The sequence below is a fragment of the Stutzerimonas kunmingensis genome, assembly GCF_032106285.1.
Lineage (GTDB): Bacteria > Pseudomonadota > Gammaproteobacteria > Pseudomonadales > Pseudomonadaceae > Stutzerimonas > Stutzerimonas kunmingensis_B.
In genome coordinates, this window is sequence record NZ_DAMCPO010000007.1 from 174,173 (window position 1) to 193,462 (window position 19,290).

The window sequence follows — 19,290 nt, forward strand, 5'->3', positions numbered from 1 at the left end:
GCGCCGGCACGATCAGAAAAAGATTGAAAAGTTCCATCAATCTTTAGCGGGTCGGCATTTTGCCATCTAGGTCACAAAAAACAAGCGAGACGTTGGATGAAAAAGGGGGCAAAACGCCGCGGCAGACGAGCGGTAACTAATAAAGAGCTTTGCGGCGGATGCTGGGCGTTGGGTTGCCATAGAGCGAGAGCATTCGCCCGAGGGCGGGCCTCCCACAGAAGTTGCCGGAGTGTATGCGGAGATTGCGTCGGAGATGAGCGTTGCGGCGGATGCTGGCCGTGGGGTTGCCAAAGAGCCAGAGCATTCGCCCCGAGGGCGGGCCTCCTACAGAAGCTGCCGGGGTGTATGCGGAGATTGCGTCGCAGAAGTGCGTTGCGGCGGATGCTGGGCGCGGGGTTGCCAAAGAGCCAGAGCATTCGCCCCGAGGGCGGGCCTCCTACAGAAGCTGCCGGGGTGTATGCGGAGATTGCGTCGCAGAAGTGCGTTGCGGCGGATGCTGGGCGCGGGGTTGCCAAAGAGCTAGAGCATTCGCCCCGAGGGCGGGCCTCCCACAAAAGCTGTGAGGTGTTGCCAAGATTTGTAGGAGGCGCGCCCTCGCGGCGAATGCATTAGGGAGCAGTAGCGGGCAATGCAGAATTAATAGGCTACTGGGGCGTCAGCGGCCTATTGATCAGAGAACAGCGGTGTCTGGTTCGTTGTTACGCGCTACCAGACTGCGTACCAGCGCGACAAACACCCCCAGCATTCCACCGAGCACGAGCCCTAATGCCAAAATCATGGCTTTTTTGGGTTTGATGGGGTTGAGGGACTGCAGAGCTAGCTGATCCAATCGCACCAGTCTCAACCGTTCTGTGTCTAGCTTGATGCCTTTCAGGCGAGCGGCTTCTTCACGTAGCTCGGCGAGGTTGGTCAGATAAAGGTCTTCGCCCTCTCGCTCCTTCAAAATCTCGACTTCCCGATTGTGTTCGAGCATTGCCAATTCCGACTGGATTTCAGCGATACGGGGCTCTATGAAGTCGTCTGAAGTTCGTGCAACAAGCGCATCGCGTTCGGCGGTTAGCGCCTCGGTACCCATGAAGTACAGTGGTGCTTTCTGATTAGTGACCTCAGTGCGAATGACCTGAGTGCCGCTGGGGGGCGACGCTGTCATGGCTGATGGGCTTGTTGGGTTCCGGATTCCCAGTGATTCGGCAATAGAGATTGCCTCGTTAAGCTCCTGAATACGGTTTGTTCTACGAGTCTTGAGTTCTGCACGCAACGCAGTGAGTTCGTCCTGTAGCTCGGCGCGCTTCAAGGTATCTTCCTCTAGCAGCGCTGCGATTTTCGCTTCTTTGGTGGCCGAATAACTTGCACGCTGAGCGTCCATGTTCATATCCAGACTGGCCAAGCGGTTATTGATCAGGCTTTCAAGATCCTCCGTGATTTCGCGACGCTCAAGCTCCAGCACATGCGCAACGAAGCCATTGACCACCGCAGCACCGTCCATTCCTTCAGGGTAGGTCAGCCTGAGCCCGACGAAAGCGCTTCGGTTGTCCGTACGCTTGGGATCAGGAAAGAGCATTTCGAAGGCGTCTTCGTTGAAATTAGCAAAGGCCTGCTCAAGCGAGTCGCCGCGCTTTTCGATTTGCTGGAAAAGCTCTTGGTTGTTCAGAAAGAAGTCGAGTCGGTTGTCATAGGATGACAGCGCACCGGCCGCTCTGTTGATGGCCTCTTCCGGGGTGAGCTTGTAGATGCCGGTCTCATTGAGTTGATCCAGACTGCTCTGTGGGGCGGGTCGTAGATAGGTTTTGGTCTGGTAATAAGGAGTCGCAAGGAAAGCGTAAGCGGCTGCGATAAGCGTAACGACCGCCGTTATTCCGAGAATCAGGAATTTCTGACGCCAAAGTGCCCGGAATAGCTCGACTAGATCTATCTCTTCGGATGTGGAGGTTTGGTACTGCACGGTCATCCCAACTCCTTGTTATAAATGCGCTTCAATGCAAAGCAGGCGAACCGGGTTTAGTGCACGGTTAAGCGGGAAAGTTCGCTCACGCTGATAATTTTGCGCTTCTAAGAGAGAGATTATGAGTGCGACTGCGCTCGTTATTCTTCTTCGTTCACCCGATCACGCAGTTCCTTCCCCGGCTTGAAATGCGGGACGAATTTGCCATCAAGCGGGACGGATTGGCCGGTCTTGGGATTGCGGCCTACGCGAGGGGCGCGGTAGTGCAGGGAAAAGCTACCAAAGCCGCGGATCTCGATCCGGTCGCCAGTGGCCAGAGCCTGAGCCATTTGCTCAAGCATGGTCTTGATGGCCAGCTCGACATCCTTCGACGAAAGCAGCCCCTGCTGGGTGACGATTCGCTCGATCAACTCCGACTTGGTCATGGTTTTCCCTTCGTTTTCAAGCGGCTAGATCATTCGGGTTGCGGTCGTTTGTAGCATGTTGTTCAGAGTTTGAACAGCCCGAGCGGGATTGACGAGCAAGGAGTGCTTCGTTTGTCGGAGCACGACACGGAATGCAAAGGGACGGATGAGTAACCAGCCCCCCCCCCCGGCGTGATCGATGGAAAGCGAGAGCCGAGGTGATCTTTCTTTGGGCAATAAAAAAGGCGGGCTAATAAGCCCGCCTTTCGTTTAAACCAACTACCGATCAATCCTCGCGATAGCGACGCAGCTTGAGCTGCTTGCCGCCGACGCGGGTGTCCTTGAGTTTGCCGAGCAGGCGGTCAAGACCGTCTTCCGGCAGCTCGACCAGGCTGAAGCTGTCGCGCACCTGGATGCGGCCGATGGCTTCGCGGGCCAGGCCGCCTTCGTTGAGGATCGCACCGAGCAGGTTACGAGCGGCGATGCCGTCACGCGCGCCCAGTGGGGTGCGGCAACGGGCGCGGCCTTCGGCCAGCGGGACCGGAGCGCGACGCTCGCGATCACCACTACGCTCAGGACGATCCGAACGCTCGCTGCGCTCACGCGGGCTGCTGGTCGGAACCAGCGGCTGCTCTTTTTCGACTTCGGCCAGGGTCAGCGCCTGACCATTGGTGGCCTTGCGCAGCAGTGCGGCAGCCAGGGCGCGCGGGCTGCAGCCGATGTCAGCGACCAGCTTGTCGAGCAACTCGCCATGGGTCGCTTCGGCATCGGCAACCAGCGGCGCGAGGCTGTCGGTGAGTTTCTTGATGCGCGCGTCCAGCACCTGCTGCGCATTCGGCAGACGGGCTTCAGCGACCTTCTGGTTGGTCACGCGCTCGATAACCTGCAGCATGCGACGCTCACGCGGGGTAACCAGCAGCAGCGCGCGGCCTTCGCGACCGGCACGGCCGGTACGGCCGATGCGGTGTACGTAGGATTCCGGATCGTAGGGCATGTCCACGTTGAATACGTGGGTGATGCGCGCCACATCGAGACCGCGGGCGGCCACGTCGGTAGCGACGACGATGTCCAGACGGCCATCCTTGAGCGATTCGATAACGCGCTCACGCTGGTTCTGGGCGATATCGCCGTTCAGCGCAGCGGCCTTGTAGCCCTTGGCTTCCAGCGCGGCGGCCAGATCCAGCGTGGCTTGCTTGGTGCGCACGAAGGCAATCAGGGCGTCGAAATCCTCGACTTCCAGCAGGCGCAGCACAGCCTGGATCTTCTGGTCGGCATGGACCATCAGGTGTGCCTGCTCGATGCGAGCGACGGTCTGGGTCTTGGCAGCGATCTTGATGTGCTGCGGCTCGCGCAGATGCTTTTCGGCAATCGCGCGAATGGAGTGCGGCAGCGTAGCGGAGAACAGAACAGTCTGACGGCTCTCTGGCATCGCTTCGAAGATCACTTCGAGGTCGTCCATGAAGCCCAGCTTGAGCATCTCGTCCGCCTCGTCGAGTACCAGGAAGCGGATGGTCGACAGCAGGCCACTGTTGCGGCTCAGGTGGTCAACCAGACGGCCCGGGGTCGCAACGATGACCTGCGCGCCCTGGCGAATGGCCTTGAGCTGCGGGCCCATGGGTGCGCCACCGTAGACCGCGACGACGGTCAGGCCAGGCATCTGCTTGGAATAGGTTTCGAATGCAGTGGCGACCTGCAGGGCCAGTTCGCGAGTCGGCGCGAGGATCAGTGCCTGCACTTCCTTACGAGCGGGATCGATCTTGGACAGGATCGGCAGCGCAAAGGCCGCGGTCTTGCCGGTACCGGTCTGCGCCTGGCCGATCATGTCGTGACCGCCAAGGATCACCGGGATCGCCTGAGATTGAATAGGGGATGGTTCTTCGTAGCCGACTGCGCTGATGGCAGCCAGAACAGCGGAGTGAATACCGAGTGCGGCAAAGCCGCCGATTTCCTGGGTCATGGGTCTTGTCTCTGATGCTCCGCAAGACCCATTGTTCCGAAGCTGCGCATGCCGTGCAAAACCCGAAGGTCACCCTGGCAGCCCGGTCGGCGGGGTTGCGAAAACGTATGAATGATGAATCGTCAAGGATAGCCCGCTCGAAGCGGACAGCAGCCGAAGCAGTGCTTCGTGTGTTGCAGTACCTGAACGCAGTCTGGGTTTCAGCCGGCGCGTACTATACCGGATTAACGTGAAGCTGTGCGGGTATTTTGCGCTGGCGGTTGGGCTGCCGGGCGCGGCGTTGGCCAGCAAGCACCGCCGCGTGGCTCGCCTGCACCGAGCCAGGTGCACAGCAGCGGCACCGTGGCAGGTCTCGTCCTCGCGGCGGGCATCACTTTCAGGCAGCCTCGCTATTGGAGGCGCTGACGCGGAAGCGGCCGACCAATTGGTGTAGCTTGCCAGCCGTATGACGAACACGCTCGGCGCTGTCCTGCAGCACGCCGAGGGTCTGCCCCATCTCATTGGAGGCCTGGTCGACGCCACGGATGGTCTGGCCGTAATGCAGGCTGCGCTCGTTCAGCCCCTTGATGATGTCGAACATGCGCTCGACGGAGTGATGCAGATGCACATTCTCCGAGGATGCCTCCTCGGTCAGGCGCAGGCTGCTGTCGACATTCTGGACGCCACCCTCCATGAACGACACCGCCTGGCGCGTTTCCGCCTGCAGGCTCTCGACCTTGTGCCGAATGTCCTCAGCCGCCTTGGCCGTACGTTGCGCCAGTGAGCGGACCTCACCCGCCACCACAGCGAAGCCGCGACCATGGTCCCCTGCCCTGGCCGCTTCGATTGCTGCGTTCAGCGCCAGCAGATTGGTCTGCGTGGTGATGTCGCTGATCAGCCCGACGATCTCATCGATCTCGCCCATGCGGCTGTCGAGCAGCTGAACGCTCTGAGCCGAGCGCTGCACCACATCACGGATCGATTCGGTACCGTTACGCACGGTGTCGAAACGCTCGCGGGCACGCTGCATCACCTCGTCCATGGCGCCCTTCATTTCCTCGGCGGTCATCGATGCCTGCTGAATTTCGCCAAGTTGCTCCTCCACCAGCAGCAACAATCGATGGATCGATTCGGCCACATCGCTGGTGGTCTGCCCCGCTTCGCTGCTGCGTTCGAGCATCAGCTCGTTGTCCTGACGAACGTGTTTCGAGACCTGGATCACCTGGCCGACCACACCGTCCAGGCTGTCGATGAAACTGTTGATCCAACGCCCCATGTCGCCACTCTCGTCGCGCTGCATGGTGCTGCTGTCGACCCGTTGGCGCAGATTGCCCTCGCCTTCGGCCAGCGTACGAATCACCTCGGTCATCTCCTGCATGCGCGCAGCCAGCCGTCGCGGCCCGAAGGACGCGAACGCCCAGGCCCCCAGCAGGAGCAGCAAACCGTTGACCAGGTGCAGCGCGGTGGTGGGCAGACCGCTGAACTCCTGCAGCAGACTGCCGATGGCGAACAGCGTGGTCACCGTGAGCAGATAGGTCTTCATCAGCCCGACGCTCAGCGAACGGCGACGATAGACCTCCTCCAGATCCGCCTCGCACATCATCCCCCAACGGTCTGGCGAGCCTTGCAGCTGAAAGGTAACGCCCTTGCCAATAACCGGAATATGGCGGTAGTCCGAGTAGCCGGGATAGGTGACGAACAGGTTGGCACCCTTGGCGATCGTCTCCCGCACACCAGGATGCAACTGGCCGGTGGCCGGATCGGTAAAACGCAATTCCAGCTCGGTATGCTGCTGCACGCGCACCGTTCCCCAGCGCGTGTGCACACCGCTTTTCAGGTTCTCGCCGTGGCTGAAGGTGGCATCTTCGAAGCGCGAGCGTGACAGCGCCGTGCCGGTCTGAACACTGCTGTCGAAGCGCGACTCCACCATGAACAGGTAGTTGTCACCCGATTCCGGGTAGACGTGGCCCGCCTCGCGCTGGATGAGGTCACCGATCACATCATTGGGCACCCGCGCGCAGATGCAACCGAGACACTTACCGCCAACATGCACCGGCTGATAGAACATCAGGGTGACCGCATCATGGAAGCGCGACGTGCTCGCGCCCAGGCGCTGGGTCAGCGGATCACGATAGGGCCCATGCAGGAACGGCTCACTCATCCCGCGCGCTACCGCTCGGCCATCAAGATCCTGCTGCCCGACATGAGCCGCACAGGTGGATGCCAGCACGCGGCCTTGCGAATCGATGACGAACAGCTCGGAAATATCCGGCAGCTGTGCTCGTTTCCCCTCTAGCACATCGCTAGCGACGTGGCCAACGGCTTCGCCCAGATTGGCGGCGAGGTCCGCCAGATGACCCCAGTGACTGGCGACCCAGTTCTGCAGGATGCGCACCCGTGACTGCGCAACGCCCTCGAAGACCTGCTCCACCACGGGATACACGCCACGATTCAACCAGCACGACCAGCGCATCGACAGCTTGCCGGTTGGCCCCGACCACGGAAGCCAATGGCGCTCGCTAGCGGACAGATGCATCAGATTGCTTTGAAGATGAGGCACGGGCGATTCCTTACTGCCGACAAAATATGCTGGCGTTTTGCAATTAGCAGGCCAGCCATGCCGTCACGTTTGCTCATCAGCGCGGCAAGACACAGCGCTCCAGCATTGATTAACTGCTGGCTTCGTGGGACCCAGATATTGAGTGGGACGAGTGAGGCCCCGCGATAGAGCCGCGCGTCGCGCTTTTCCGTGCGGGACGGCGCCGGTCAGTACGCACCGATATGGAACAGCCACAAACCTTCACTACCGTCGACGCACCCGTTCGGTGCAGAGTTAGCTCGCGGGCCGCAGTGCCGCAATCAACGAATCCAGCGAATAGCCCAGGCGCGGTGCCAACACTTCGGCCCGCTGGCGCAGCCCGGTCATGTCCAGCTGCTGATCGAGATCCGCTGGCACCAGCAGCACCACGTTGCCCTCCTTCACGGGGCACTCCCAGTAATGCCGATGATAGAGGCCACGCAGCAGCGCCGCGCCCAACGGGCGATCGTCATCGGTGCCCCACTGATTGATGATCAGCCAGCCGCCCGGATTGAGTTTTTCCTGACAGCGCTTGAGGAACGACCAGGCCAGATGCGCGGCATCCGGGCCTGCATCGTTGTACAGGTCGACGAAGATCAGATCGGAACTCTCAGCGGTATCCAGCAGCTCGGTGGCATCGCCGATGCGGATATACAGCCGCGAGTCGTTCTGCAAGCCGAGGTACTGCATCGCAAGCTCCGGCACCGCTGGCCGCAGCTCAATGACCTCGACGTCCTCCAGCGGCAGGAACTGCAGACAGGCCTGGGTCAGGTTGCCGGCACCAAGCCCTAGAAACAGTGCGGTTTCCGGCTCTGCATGACACAGCCCACCGAGCAGCATCGCGCGGGTGTAATCGTATTCGAGCCAGGCAGGATCGGCGGTGAATACGCAGCTCTGTTCGACCGCCGCGCCAAACTCGAGAAAACGGTAGTCGCCCACCTCGAGTACGCGAATCAGCCCGAAAGCGTCATGCACTTCGGCGAGCAGACGTTCCTCTTTGTCCATCAATGTGCTCCGCAGCTATCCGATCACCAGCGTGTCGGCGAACGCATCTTACGCAGCCCCATAGGCCATCGCTATCTCCGGGGCCCGGGCGCTTCAGGTAAAATCGCCGCACTTTTATCAGTTGGAACGATCATGAACGACGCCTGGAGCCCCGATAGCTGGAGAAGCAAGCCGATCCAGCAGCAGCCCGAATACCCGGATGCCGAACACCTCTCGCGCGTTGAACGCACCCTGGCCGGCTTGCCACCGCTGGTCTTCGCCGGCGAAGCACGGGAGCTGAGACGGCAGTTCGCCGAGGTGACCCAGGGCCGCGCGTTCCTGTTGCAGGGCGGCGATTGCGCCGAGGGTTTCGCCGAATTCTCGGCCACCAAGATTCGCGACACCTTCAAGGTGCTGCTGCAGATGGCGATCGTCATGACTTTCGCGGCCGGCTGTCCGGTGGTAAAGGTCGGGCGCATGGCCGGCCAGTTCGCCAAGCCCCGTTCGGCCGGCGACGAAACCGTCGATGGCGTGACACTGCCGGCTTACCGGGGCGATATCGTCAATGGCATCGACTTCAACGCACAAAGCCGCGTGCCGGACCCGGAGCGTCTGCTGCAGGCCTACCATCAGTCCACCTCCAGCCTGAACCTGCTGCGTGCATTCGCCCAGGGCGGTTTCGCCGACCTGCACCAGGTCCATCAGTGGAACCTGGATTTCATCGCCAACTCGCTGTTGGCCGAGAAGTACCACCAGCTCGGCGCACGCATCGACGAAACGCTGAAATTCATGCGCGCATGCGGCCTGGATGGCGCGCCACAGTTGCGCGAGACCAGCTTTTTCACGGCTCACGAGGCACTGTTGCTGAACTACGAGCAGGCTTTCGTCCGCCAGGACAGCCTCAGCGGCGGCTGGTACGACTGCTCCGCGCACATGCTGTGGATCGGTGACCGCACCCGTCAGCTCGACGGCGCGCATGTCGAATTCCTGCGCGGAGTGGGCAATCCCATCGGCGTGAAGGTCGGCCCGAGCATGGACAGCGAGGAGCTGATCCGCCTGATCGACATCCTCAACCCGCAGAACGACCCCGGTCGCTTGAACCTGATCGTGCGCATGGGCGCCGACAAGGTCGAAGCCGGCCTGCCGCGACTGGTGCGCGCGGTACAGAACGAAGGTCGCCATGTACTCTGGAGTTCCGACCCAATGCATGGCAACACCATCAAGGCGTCCAGCGGTTACAAGACGCGGGACTTCGAGAAGGTGCTCGCCGAAGTGCGTCAGTTCTTCGATGTGCATCGTGCCGAGGGCAGCTACCCCGGCGGGATTCATATCGAGATGACCGGCCAGAACGTCACCGAATGCATCGGCGGTTCGCGGCCGATCACCGAAGCCGGCCTCAGCGATCGCTATCACACCCAGTGCGACCCGCGGTTAAACGCCGATCAGTCGCTGGAAATGGCGTTCATGATCGCGGAAACCCTGAAGCAGCTGCGGCCCAACTGATGGCGAGGTAGAAGCCGCGGGCTGCCGGTCACGGTGCTCGACACTTATCGCGCACCGATCGGCAAGTGAAAGGACATAAAAAAACCCGGCACCAGGCCGGGTTTCTTTTTCGAGCAGTCTGCGTGGCCTATCAGGCCTTGACGCGGGACTTGTACTCGCCGGTGCGGGTGTCGATTTCGATCGAGTCACCGATTTCGCAGAACGCGGAAACCTGCAGCTCAGCACCGTTCTTCAGGCGGGCGGTCTTCATGACCTTGCCGGAAGTATCGCCACGTACGGACGGCTCGGTGTAAACGATTTCACGAACGATGGTGGTCGGCAGTTCGACGGAGATCACCTTGTCGTTGTAGAAAACGGCTTCGCAGACGTCGGTCATGCCGTCTTCGATGAAGGTCATCACACCTTCCAGGTCGTCTTTTTCGATTTCGTACTGGTTGAACTCATCGTCCATGAACACGTACAGCGGGTCGGCGAAGTAGGAATAGGTCACTTCCTTGCGCTCGAGGATGACCGGCTCCAGCTTGTCGTCAGCCTTGTAAACGGTCTCGGTAGCCGAACCGTTGAGCAGGTTCTTCAACTTCATCTTGACCACGGCACTGTTACGGCCGGACTTGTTGAACTCGGCTTTCTGGATGACCCAGGGTGCGCCGTTGATGATGGCCACCTGGCCGGCACGGAACTCTTGTGCGGTTTTCATACGAAATATCCGAAGGGGAATTAGAGACAAAAAACAGGCCGCGTATCATAGGGTCTGTTCCCGCCTGGTCGCAAGCCACGTTGCTGCGCCAAATGGCGCGATACGGAGCGGCGTACAACAAGGCGCGGAGGTCAGGCCACGGCCTTTCCCCACCATAATTGAAGGTGCGGTCGCACGCTAAGCGTGAACAGCACCTAGCCAATCGGTGTAGAAAAACACCAGCTTTCCGGCCAGATCGCCATTGGCCACCTGCTCGTGGGTCCAGGCTTCGGCATGCTCGAGCAACGCCGGATACTCGCGGACCAGAGCGGTCCAGGCTTCGCCAGCCCCCTGCCCGGCGTTCCAGGCACGCCAGAATTCGCGCAGCGCTGCGTTGGCCGTGGGCGACAGCTCATGCGCGTACAGATCGAGAAAGGCATGGAGTTTATCCCAGTGGGCATCGTCTTCCTGAGGATAGATGTGCCACACCAGCGGTCTGCCGGCCCACTGGGCGCGGATAAAGGACTCCTCCCCGCGCACTGCGTTGAAATCGCAGCTCCACAGCAGCAGGTCGTATTCGTCCTGAGTCATGAACGGCACGATGCAAAGCTGCAGACTGCCGCGCCGATGCTGATCGCCCGCATGCAGGCTCGGCACGCCAAGCCAGGCGGCAACATCGCCAAGTACTCGCCCTTCCGGGACCAGCAGCTGGTTGCTGCGCGAATCGGCCGCGAGGGCGTCTAGCCAACCCGCGACCGCAGTGTTTTCGTAGGCGAACAAGGACAACAGGCGAGCGCCGGGCTGTCGCGCTACGCCGAGCGAGGCAAGAAAAGCGGCCTGTTGCGCCATATCGCTCTGAAATTCCGCACGGCGCAACATCAGATCAGCTTCACGGATCAGACCGCCGGTCCGGGCTTCGAAGCCCGGAAAGAAGAAGTACTTCTGCAAGCCGTTGGCCTGCAGTGAGGGCAGCGCATGGCAGCCGACGATCCAGTCCTCGGCGCTCAGATACTCGAGATTCAGCCAAAGGATGCGACGACCGCTGGCAGCCATGGCATTGATGTAGGGCTGCGGCAGATTGCAGGCGAACGCCTCGATGACCACATCGGCGGGCTCGGTAGCTGACCATTGGCCGGACCAGCGCCGGACCTCCACGCCCTCGTGCAGCTGCTGTTCCGCCTCGGCATTGGCCGCCGGGCAAAGCCGAGCGAAGGTATCCAGGTCATCCACCCACAGCCGCACGTGCTGACCGTGTTCCGCCGCCAGCTGCCGGGCCAGGCGCCAGGTGACGCCGATGTCACCGAAGTTATCCACGACTGCGCAGAAGATGTCCCACTTCGCTTTTACAGACAAAACCGTGCTCCTCAAGCCGATACCGGCACTTCGTGCCTCTGGAAACGCTGCGCAGGATACAAGGTTGGCGCCAGCAACCGGTTGCCATGCCACAACCCAGGAACGGCAGACGCGCGTATACGCCCGAGCCTGCAAAGGCGTCAGCGGATTCAGACAAGAGAGAAAGGAAAAACGAGAAGATCGTTATGGAGGTGAACCCTACCAGCCACACCCCGGCACACAATGTCACCGCTGCGGCTGCTCCCTTCCGGGCCTGACCGGGTTCACGGCTGATCGTTGCGAGGGGACCGGCAGGGCCCACCATAACGAAACCCGCCTGGCGGCGAGCGGCGCCATTGTACCGGCTTATCAGCAACTTACAACCACAGACTGCTGCCACGCTTACGGCAGGCCAATTGCATCCTCTTCCATGAAGCGCCAGCAACCCGACTATCAATGGATTGAACCGGCGAGCGGTATGCGCATTGCGTCGAAAGCCTCTAGCCAAAGACCAACGTCTGTCCGAGGATGGACAGGCTCAAGCGCTATCGAACGCTTGTCATGAAACCATGCTGTGCAGCGATTTCGCTGTGCGGCTGATGGCAACAGCACACGAGGTAATCATGAGCAAGGCTCCAATCGCCGTCATCGGAACCGGGATCGCGGGGCTCTCCGCTGCGCGCGCCCTCCACGATGCCGGGCAGGCAGTACATCTGTTCGACAAGAGCCGCGGCAGCGGCGGCCGCATGGCCAGCAAACGCAGCGATGCGGGCTCGCTCGACTTGGGCGCGCAATACTTCACCGCCCGGGATCGTCGCTTTGGCGAAACCGTCCGCCAGTGGCAGAGCGAAGGCTGGGTCGATCAATGGTCACCCAGCATGTATCAGTCCCATGATGGTCAACTGAAACCATCTGCCGACGAGCAGGTGCGCTGGGTCGGCACACCGACGATGAGTTCGATCACCCGCGGGTTGCTGGGCGACATGCCGGTCAACTTCAGCTGCCGCATCACCGAAGTGTTTCGCGGCGAGCAGTTCTGGACGCTGGTCGATGCCATAGGCGTAAGCCACGGACCATTCAGCCAGGTGGTGATTGCCGTGCCGGCGCCGCAGGCGGCTGCGCTGCTCTCCAGCGCGCCCAAGCTCGCCGCCGTCGCCGCCAGCGTAGCCATGGAGCCCACCTGGGCGGTCGCGCTGGGCTTCGCGACTCCGTTGAACACCATGCTGGAAGGCTGCTTCGTTCGCGACGATGCGCTGGACTGGATCGCTCGCAACCGCAGCAAGCCCGGCCGCAACGGCGAGCTGGATACCTGGGTTTTGCACGGCACCAGCAGCTGGAGCCGACAGCACCTCGACCTGCCCAAGGAGGCGGTGATCGAGCGCTTGCATGGCGCATTCGCCGAGCTGATCGATTGTGTGGTGCCGGCCCCGGAGTTCACCCTGGCCCATCGCTGGCTGTATGCCCGCCCGGCCCAGGCCCACGAATGGAATGCCCTGGCCGACGCCGGGTTGGGTCTTTACGCCTGCGGCGACTGGTGCCTGTCCGGCCGAGTGGAAGGCGCCTGGCTCAGCGGCCAGGAAGCGGCGCGCCGGCTGCTTGAGAATCTGTAGAGCGGCTGCCAGCGGCTGATCTGACCCAGGTCAGCCGTGCGCGCAAGGCCAGCTGCTATGATCGCGCGCTTTCTGCACTGGCCCCTTCAGCGGAGTTCCGATGAATCCCTCCACCCTGATCGGCATCGTCGCGAGCATCGGACTGCTCGCCGTCGTCATGCTCTTCGCCGCCAAAGAACCCGCGCTTTTCATCGACCTGCCAAGCCTCGGCATCGTACTGGTCGGCACCCTGGCGGCGACCTTTATCAGCTATCCGTTGCGCGAAGTCACCCGAGTGTTCGGGCTGATCTGGACCGTGATGCGCAACGAGCGCCTGTACACCCGGCAGGATCTCGATGAGCTGGTGCAGATCTCGCGACTGTGGATCAGCGGTGACCTACCTGCGGTGGAAAAAGCGGTCGAGCAGGTCAGCAATCCCTTTCTGCGCACCGGCGTGCAGCTGGTGATCGACAACACCCCGGAAGAAGACATCCTGGAACTTCTGCAATGGCGCATCGCACGACTGCGCGCCCGGGAGAATGCCGAGGCACAGCTGTTCCGGGCGATGTCCAACTATGCGCCGGCGTTCGGCATGATCGGCACGCTGGTCGGGCTGATCAACCTGATGTTCATGCTCGGTAGCGGCAATATGGACCTGATCGGCCGCAGCCTCGCGGTCGCGCTGATGACGACCTTCTACGGCGTGCTGCTGGCCAACCTGATCCTCAAACCAGTGGCCGTGAAGCTCGAACGGCGTACCGAGCAACGCGTGGCGCTGATGAATCTGGTGATGCAGGGCATCTCGATGATGTGCAATCGCCGCAGCCCGGCCTACATGCGCGAAACGCTCAAGTCGTTCATCGCCCACCACGACGACGAAATTCGCGACGGCAGCCCCGCCGCACCGCGCAGCGCGCCGCAGGACGAACGCACGTGAACGGCCAGGCATCGCAGGGCAGCCGGTTCTCCCGCTGGCATATCGAGCCGCAGCGAGAGGAAGAGCAGGAAGCCTGGCTGATCACCTACCTGGACATGCTCACCCTGCTGCTGGTGATGCTGGTAATCATGCTGGCGCTGGCCGGCAAGGGCGAAGGCCAGCAGAGCGAGCCCGCGATGGTAGAAGCCACGCAGCAGGCGGCTGGCGATCAGCTGGTAGCACTGCAGCCAAGCGCTTCACCCATACCATCGATCGTGCCGCTACCGGCGCCGGCGGCTGATACGCAGCAGGACGACACGAGCGAAGCGAAGCCCGATCTGGCGCTGGGCGACGACATCGAGGTCATCGTCAACGATGGCAGCATCAGCTTTCGAATCAGCAGCGAAATTCTGTTCGGCTCGGGCCGCGCAGAGCTGGAGGACGCCGGACTGGATGTGATCGACCGATTGGTCCCGACCCTCGCCGCAGGCGGTCATCGGATCATCGTCGAGGGCCATACCGACAATCTGCCCATCCAGACCGAGCGCTTCCCGTCCAACTGGGAGCTTTCCGCCAGCCGCGCCAGCAGCGTGGTGCGCTACCTGCAGCTGGCCGGCATCGAATCGACGCGGCTGAGCGCAACCGGCTACGCCGACACGCGACCGCTCGCCGACAACGGCGACGAACAGGGTCGCGCCAGCAACCGCCGCGTCGAGCTGATCATGCAGACCGAGGCGGACAAGCCCTGACGCTTCAGCCCAGCGCGGTATCGAGGAACATCATCACCGCGAAGCCCACCATGAGGCCCAGCGTGGCGGGCGTCTGATGGCCGTTGCGGTGGGTTTCCGGGATCACCTCGTGGGATACCACGAAGATCATTGCCCCCGCGGCCAGGCCGAGGCTGATGGGATAGGCGATGGCGAAGCCGCTGGACATGCCGATACCCACCAACGCGCCGATCGGCTCCATCAGCCCGGATGCCGCGGCGACCAACACCGAACCCAGCGCCGACAACCCGGTGGTGCGCAACGCCAGCGCGACGGCCAGGCCCTCGGGAATGTCCTGAATGGAGATCGCCGTGGTCAGCGGCAGGCCGACGCTCAGGTCGCCATTGGCGAAGCTCACACCGATGGCCATGCCTTCGGGGATGTTGTGCAGCGCAATGGCGAGCACAAACAGCCAGACCCTGTTCAGGCGTTCGCACTCGGGACCACAGGGGCCAGTGCTTTCATGCTCGTGCGGCGTGAAGTAATCCAGACCGAGCATGAGCAACACGCCAAGACCCAGGCCGACCACCACCGTCAGCGCCGCAGCCGGGCCGTTACCGAACAATTCACGCCCCGCTTCCAGCCCCGGAAGGATCAGGGAGAAAGCGCTCGCAGCGAGCATCATGCCGGCGGCAAAGCCAAGCATGCTGTCCTGGGTGCGGGTAGAAATGTCACGCAGGCCGATCGCCAGAAACGCGCCGACCGCCGTCGCTACGAAACCGGCGCTGCCGCCCAACAGCGCGTAGCGAACGTTGCCCGCCTCGCTGCTCTGCAAAGCGTTGGCGGTACCCGCCACTAGCAGTAACAGCACCGCCACTGCAGTTGCCGCAAGACCGAAGGTGATCCAGGGGTTGGCTTGCGCCTGTGCGAGCCAGGCAGCGCGCAGAGTGGCCGCCGGGCTTTGAACGGTGGACGCCATGATTTCAGAATCCTCGATGCGGGCGGCCAGTGTACTCCGCCACGCCCTGCTCCAGAGCCTATGGTCACGATAGCCGCAGACCATCGCCGACCTGCGCGCAACGCCCGCGTTGTACCCCCATGGGTATGACCGTAAGCTTGGCGGGTTCGATGGCCCGGAGGGGCCGCATTAAGGAGTGGTCCGTCGTGCCCGCTGCAAAAACCATTCGTCGCGCGCTTTTGCTGATCATCCCGGTCCTGCTGCTGGCCGGCTGGATGATCTGGCGCCAGCTTCAAGGGCCGGAATTGCCCGGCTATCGCCTGGAAACACGCCCACTGGTGCAACGCGTGGTCGCCAGCGGCGAGGTGGACAGCCAGTCGCTGGCGCAGGTCGGCAGCGAAATCACCGGCGTTGTCGCCGTGCGCCATGTGCGCGAGGGCGATGCGGTAAAGGCTGGCGATCTGTTGCTGGAGCTGCGCGACGACGAGCAGCGCGCCCGCCTGCGCGAGGCGGAAGCGGCCCTGCAGCAGCTGATTGATTCCAGCCGCCCCCAAGCACAGGCCACCCTGCGCGAGGCACAGAACAACCTCGAACAGGCCGATCGCGAACTCCAGCGCCGGGAGACACTGTTCGAACGCAAGCTCCTGGCCTCCGAGGCCCTTGAGCAGGCTCGCCGCGCAACGCTGACTGCCCGTGTGGTCCGCGACCGCGCCCGTTTCGCTGCCGCGGCCGTGGGCGAAGGCGGCAGCGAGGAACAGGTCCTGCGTCAGCGCCTGGAAGCGGCGCGCGCGAACCTGGCGAAAGCCCGCATCCACGCCCAAGTCGACGGCATCGTGCAGACGCGCGAAGTCGAACCCGGCGACCTGGTACAGCCCGGCCGCACCCTGCTGACGATTGCCCGCTCCGGCAGTAGCGAAATCCTGCTGCCTCTGGACGAAAAGAATCTGGCCCCGATCGAACTGGGCCAGGCCGCCAGGATCATCGCCGATGCCTACCCGGATCGAGTGCTGCCGGCACGCGTCAGCTTCATCGCGCCGAGCGTCGATACCGCCCGTGGGACCATCGATGTCCATCTCGACCTGCTGGAGCCAGCCGACTTCCTGCGTCAGGGCATGACCGTCTCGGTGAACATCGAGACCGGCCGACGCGAGCAAGCCCTGGTATTGCCCAACGATGCGCTGCGCGCCCGCGACGGAACACGCGCCCAGGTATTGCGCGTCAATGACGGCGTGGTGGAGCGGGTCGGCGTGCGTCTGGGGATGCTCGGCACCGCGCTGAGCGAAGTCAGTGAAGGGCTGGCGGCAGGTGATCTGGTGTTAATCGGCGACGCCGAGGAAGGCCAGCGCGTACGCGTGCGTGAGCAAACGATTCCAACCGGCATTCAGGACTGACTGCATGCGCCTGGCCGACTCGCTGTGGACCGAATGGAAGATCGCCCTGCGCTTCTTGCTGGACAACCGCATGCAGACGTTGCTGATCATGTTCGGTATCGCCGTCGGCTCGGCGGTGATCGTGTTCATCACGGCGCTGATCACCGGCCTGCAGGCCAATGTGGTCGAGCGCACCCTGGGCACCCAGGCGCATATCCGCATCCTGCCGCCGGACGAGGTCAACCGCCTTCTGCCCGCCGATGACCACAGCTGGCCGCTGGTGCTGGAGAGCCCGCGGGCCCAGCGCCTGCGCTCGATCATCAACTGGCAGGACGTACGCGACGTACTCGACCAGGACGCACAGATCCTCGCGGTGTCGCCGGTGATCAGCGGCCCAGCCATCGCCCTACGCGGCGTGGCCCGCGCCTCGGTGGCGCTGCTCGGCATCGACCCGCCGCGCTATCAGCGCATCATCCCGCTGGCAGACGACCTGATCGCCGGGCAGTTCACCGTGGGCGCCGGCCATGCGGTTATCGGCAAGGAACTGGCACGCGACCTCGGCCTGGGCATCGGCGACAAGCTGCGTTTGGACGCCGGCGAAGGCCGCGAGGCAGTCGTCGATATCGCCGGTATCTTCGAGCTGGGCGTACGCGAGCTGGATGCGCGCTACGTGTACTTGGACCTGAAACAGGCGCAGACACTGCTCGACCTGCCCGGCGGCGTCACGGTGATCGATACCACGGTCGCCGAGATCTTCGAGGCCGATCAGGTCGCCGAGCGCCTCGCGCGCCTCACCGGGCTGCGCGCCGAAAGCTGGATGGAAACCAATGGGCAACTGCTCAACGCGCTCGCCTCGCAGAGCATGACCACGGAGATGATCCGTGTATTCGTCGGTATCTCCGTGGCCTTTGGCATCGCCAGCGTGCTCGCCGTGAGCGTCGTCCAGCGCACCCGCGAGATCGGCATCCTGCGCGCCATGGGCAGCCCGCGCGGGCAGATCCTGCGCGTGTTCCTGCTGCAGGGCGGGCTGCTCGGGCTGCTCGGTTCGGCCTGCGGCGGAGGCGTCGGCTGGGGCCTGGTGCAGGTTTTCAATCTGTTTGGCCCGCGGCTGTTCACCATTCCGGTCGATCCGACCCTGGTGCCGCTGGCCATGCTGGTAGCGACAATCACCGGCGTACTGGCGGCGGCGATGCCGGCGCGGCGTGCGGCGCGCTACGACCCTGCGGTGGCGATTCGATATGTCTGAAACCCTGCCAGCCAGCCCGGCCAATGAGGTCCTGCGCCTGGAACAGGTACGCAAGGCCTTCAACATCGGCACACCACTGGAAACCGAGGTGTTGCACGGTATCGACCTGCGCCTGAACCGCGGTGAGCTGGCCGCGCTGATCGGCCCGTCCGGCTCAGGTAAGAGCACGCTGCTGAACCTGATCGGCCTGCTCGATACGCCCAGCTCCGGCGAGCTGTACGTGCTCGGCCAGGCGACACGCGACAGCGACGACGAAGCGCGCACGCACCTGCGCAACCAGGCAATCGGTTTCGTGTTCCAGTTTCACCACCTGATCTCGGCGTTCAGCGTGCTGGAGAACGTGCTGATGCCGCTGATGATTCGCCACGGCAAGCCGTCACGCGCGGATATCGACCTGGCCCGCGGCCTGCTCGACGAAGTCGGACTGGCGCAGTTCGCCGACAAGAAGCCGACGCAGATCTCCGGCGGCCAGCAGCAACGAGTTGCCATCGCCCGGGCGCTGGTGACCCGCCCGCCTCTGTTGCTGGCCGACGAGCCGACCGGCAACCTCGATACCCGCACCGCGCAAAGCGTGTTCGAGCTATTTCATCGCATCAATGCCCAGTTCGGCTGCGCAATACTGGTGGTGACCCATGATCCACGGCTTGCGGCCGATTGCGGGCGGACCATACAGCTGGTCGATGGCCATATCGTCAGTGACGCTGCCAATCCGCCCAGTCGCTGACCCGACAGCCGCTGCGCCCCTTCCATAGCGGGTCGCGGCAAATGTCCCGCCACCAACTAATAACTATTAAGTCTAAGCATATAACCTAAATCAGGGCTAACATCACTCCACACACATACCCCCACCGGTATTAATCTTGGAGAGGAGCGCGCCCATGAATGCCCATATCGAACCCTTCTTCGATCCCGCGACTTTCACCTACAGCTACGTGGTCAGCGATTCGCAGACACGCCAATGCGCGGTGATCGATTCGGTGCTGGACTACGATCCGGCATCCGGCCGTACCTCCCATGCTACCGCCCAGCGTCTGGTCGACTATGTACGCGAGCAGGACCTCAAGGTGCAGTGGCTGCTGGAAACTCACGTGCACGCCGACCATCTGAGCGCCGCGCCGTACCTCAGGCAGCAACTAGGTGGTCAGCTGG

The 19,290-nt window shown here is 62.6% G+C and carries 16 protein-coding genes and 1 other RNA gene; 8 read left to right on the forward strand and 9 right to left on the reverse strand.

Annotated features, from left to right (window positions below):
- Positions 1-670: 670 nt before the first annotated feature.
- From RT582_RS08230 to RT582_RS08250, 5 genes are all read right to left on the reverse strand, one after another.
- Positions 671-1,948 (reverse strand): Wzz/FepE/Etk N-terminal domain-containing protein, encoded by a 1,278-nt coding sequence (locus tag RT582_RS08230; RefSeq protein WP_313477116.1) that lies wholly within the window; start codon positions 1,946-1,948, stop codon positions 671-673.
- Between the two features lie 134 nt (positions 1,949-2,082).
- The gene (gene ihfB, locus RT582_RS08235) at positions 2,083-2,367 is read right to left on the reverse strand and encodes an integration host factor subunit beta (protein WP_045164450.1); all 285 of its coding nucleotides are present in this window, start codon (positions 2,365-2,367) and stop codon (positions 2,083-2,085) included.
- Between the two features lie 265 nt (positions 2,368-2,632).
- The gene (locus RT582_RS08240; protein ID WP_313477117.1) at positions 2,633-4,303 is read right to left on the reverse strand and encodes a DEAD/DEAH box helicase; all 1,671 of its coding nucleotides are present in this window, start codon (positions 4,301-4,303) and stop codon (positions 2,633-2,635) included.
- A 376-nt stretch (positions 4,304-4,679) separates the two neighbouring features.
- Positions 4,680-6,842, reverse strand: coding sequence for a methyl-accepting chemotaxis protein (locus RT582_RS08245; protein WP_313477118.1), 2,163 nt, complete (start codon positions 6,840-6,842; stop codon positions 4,680-4,682).
- 273 nt (positions 6,843-7,115) lie between these two features.
- Positions 7,116-7,865 carry a spermidine synthase gene (locus RT582_RS08250; RefSeq protein ID WP_023444991.1) on the reverse strand — a complete coding sequence of 250 codons (750 nt, stop codon included), beginning with the start codon at positions 7,863-7,865 and terminating at the stop codon, positions 7,116-7,118.
- 132 nt (positions 7,866-7,997) lie between these two features.
- On the opposite strand from RT582_RS08250, the gene RT582_RS08255 reads away from it, so the two are divergent.
- Positions 7,998-9,347 (forward strand): class II 3-deoxy-7-phosphoheptulonate synthase, encoded by a 1,350-nt coding sequence (locus RT582_RS08255; protein ID WP_104097292.1) that lies wholly within the window; start codon positions 7,998-8,000, stop codon positions 9,345-9,347.
- 130 nt (positions 9,348-9,477) lie between these two features.
- Here RT582_RS08255 and efp read toward each other — a convergent pair whose 3' ends face one another.
- The 3 genes from efp to ffs form a co-directional block, all read right to left on the reverse strand.
- The gene (efp, locus tag RT582_RS08260; protein WP_003280508.1) at positions 9,478-10,044 is read right to left on the reverse strand and encodes an elongation factor P; all 567 of its coding nucleotides are present in this window, start codon (positions 10,042-10,044) and stop codon (positions 9,478-9,480) included.
- A gap of 177 nt (positions 10,045-10,221) precedes the next feature.
- Entirely contained in the window at positions 10,222-11,376 is a 1,155-nt protein-coding gene (gene earP / locus RT582_RS08265; RefSeq protein WP_045667127.1) for an elongation factor P maturation arginine rhamnosyltransferase EarP, read from the reverse strand.
- Between the two features lie 196 nt (positions 11,377-11,572).
- An RNA gene (gene ffs, locus RT582_RS08270) (signal recognition particle sRNA small type) lies at positions 11,573-11,669 on the reverse strand.
- 309 nt (positions 11,670-11,978) lie between these two features.
- Between ffs and RT582_RS08275 the strand changes: the two genes are divergently transcribed.
- The 3 genes from RT582_RS08275 (at position 11,979) to RT582_RS08285 (ending at position 14,609) form a co-directional block, all read left to right on the forward strand.
- Positions 11,979-12,965: an NAD(P)/FAD-dependent oxidoreductase gene (locus RT582_RS08275; protein ID WP_313477119.1), complete on the forward strand. Its 987-nt coding sequence runs from the start codon at positions 11,979-11,981 to the stop codon at positions 12,963-12,965.
- 100 nt (positions 12,966-13,065) lie between these two features.
- Complete coding sequence (locus RT582_RS08280; RefSeq protein WP_003299513.1) at positions 13,066-13,881, forward strand: motility protein A; 816 nt, start codon at positions 13,066-13,068, stop codon at positions 13,879-13,881.
- Positions 13,878-14,609, forward strand: coding sequence for an OmpA/MotB family protein (locus tag RT582_RS08285; RefSeq protein ID WP_046622121.1), 732 nt, complete (start codon positions 13,878-13,880; stop codon positions 14,607-14,609). The genes RT582_RS08280 and RT582_RS08285 overlap by 4 nt, the downstream gene beginning before the upstream one ends.
- Before the next feature lie 4 nt (positions 14,610-14,613).
- Here the strand turns inward: RT582_RS08285 and RT582_RS08290 are convergent, their stop codons facing one another.
- Complete coding sequence (locus tag RT582_RS08290) at positions 14,614-15,546, reverse strand: ZIP family metal transporter (RefSeq protein WP_003299516.1); 933 nt, start codon at positions 15,544-15,546, stop codon at positions 14,614-14,616.
- A 185-nt stretch (positions 15,547-15,731) separates the two neighbouring features.
- Between RT582_RS08290 and RT582_RS08295 the strand changes: the two genes are divergently transcribed.
- From RT582_RS08295 to RT582_RS08310, 4 genes are all read left to right on the forward strand, one after another.
- Positions 15,732-16,916: an efflux RND transporter periplasmic adaptor subunit gene (locus RT582_RS08295; protein WP_191121805.1), complete on the forward strand. Its 1,185-nt coding sequence runs from the start codon at positions 15,732-15,734 to the stop codon at positions 16,914-16,916.
- Positions 16,917-16,920: 4 nt separating this feature from the next.
- Entirely contained in the window at positions 16,921-18,141 is a 1,221-nt protein-coding gene (locus RT582_RS08300; protein WP_191121804.1) for an ABC transporter permease, read from the forward strand.
- The gene (locus tag RT582_RS08305) at positions 18,134-18,865 is read left to right on the forward strand and encodes an ABC transporter ATP-binding protein (protein ID WP_256076194.1); all 732 of its coding nucleotides are present in this window, start codon (positions 18,134-18,136) and stop codon (positions 18,863-18,865) included. The genes RT582_RS08300 and RT582_RS08305 overlap by 8 nt, the downstream gene beginning before the upstream one ends.
- A gap of 154 nt (positions 18,866-19,019) precedes the next feature.
- The coding region (locus tag RT582_RS08310) for an MBL fold metallo-hydrolase (RefSeq protein ID WP_313477120.1) at positions 19,020-19,290 on the forward strand (271 nt) is incomplete at its 3' end.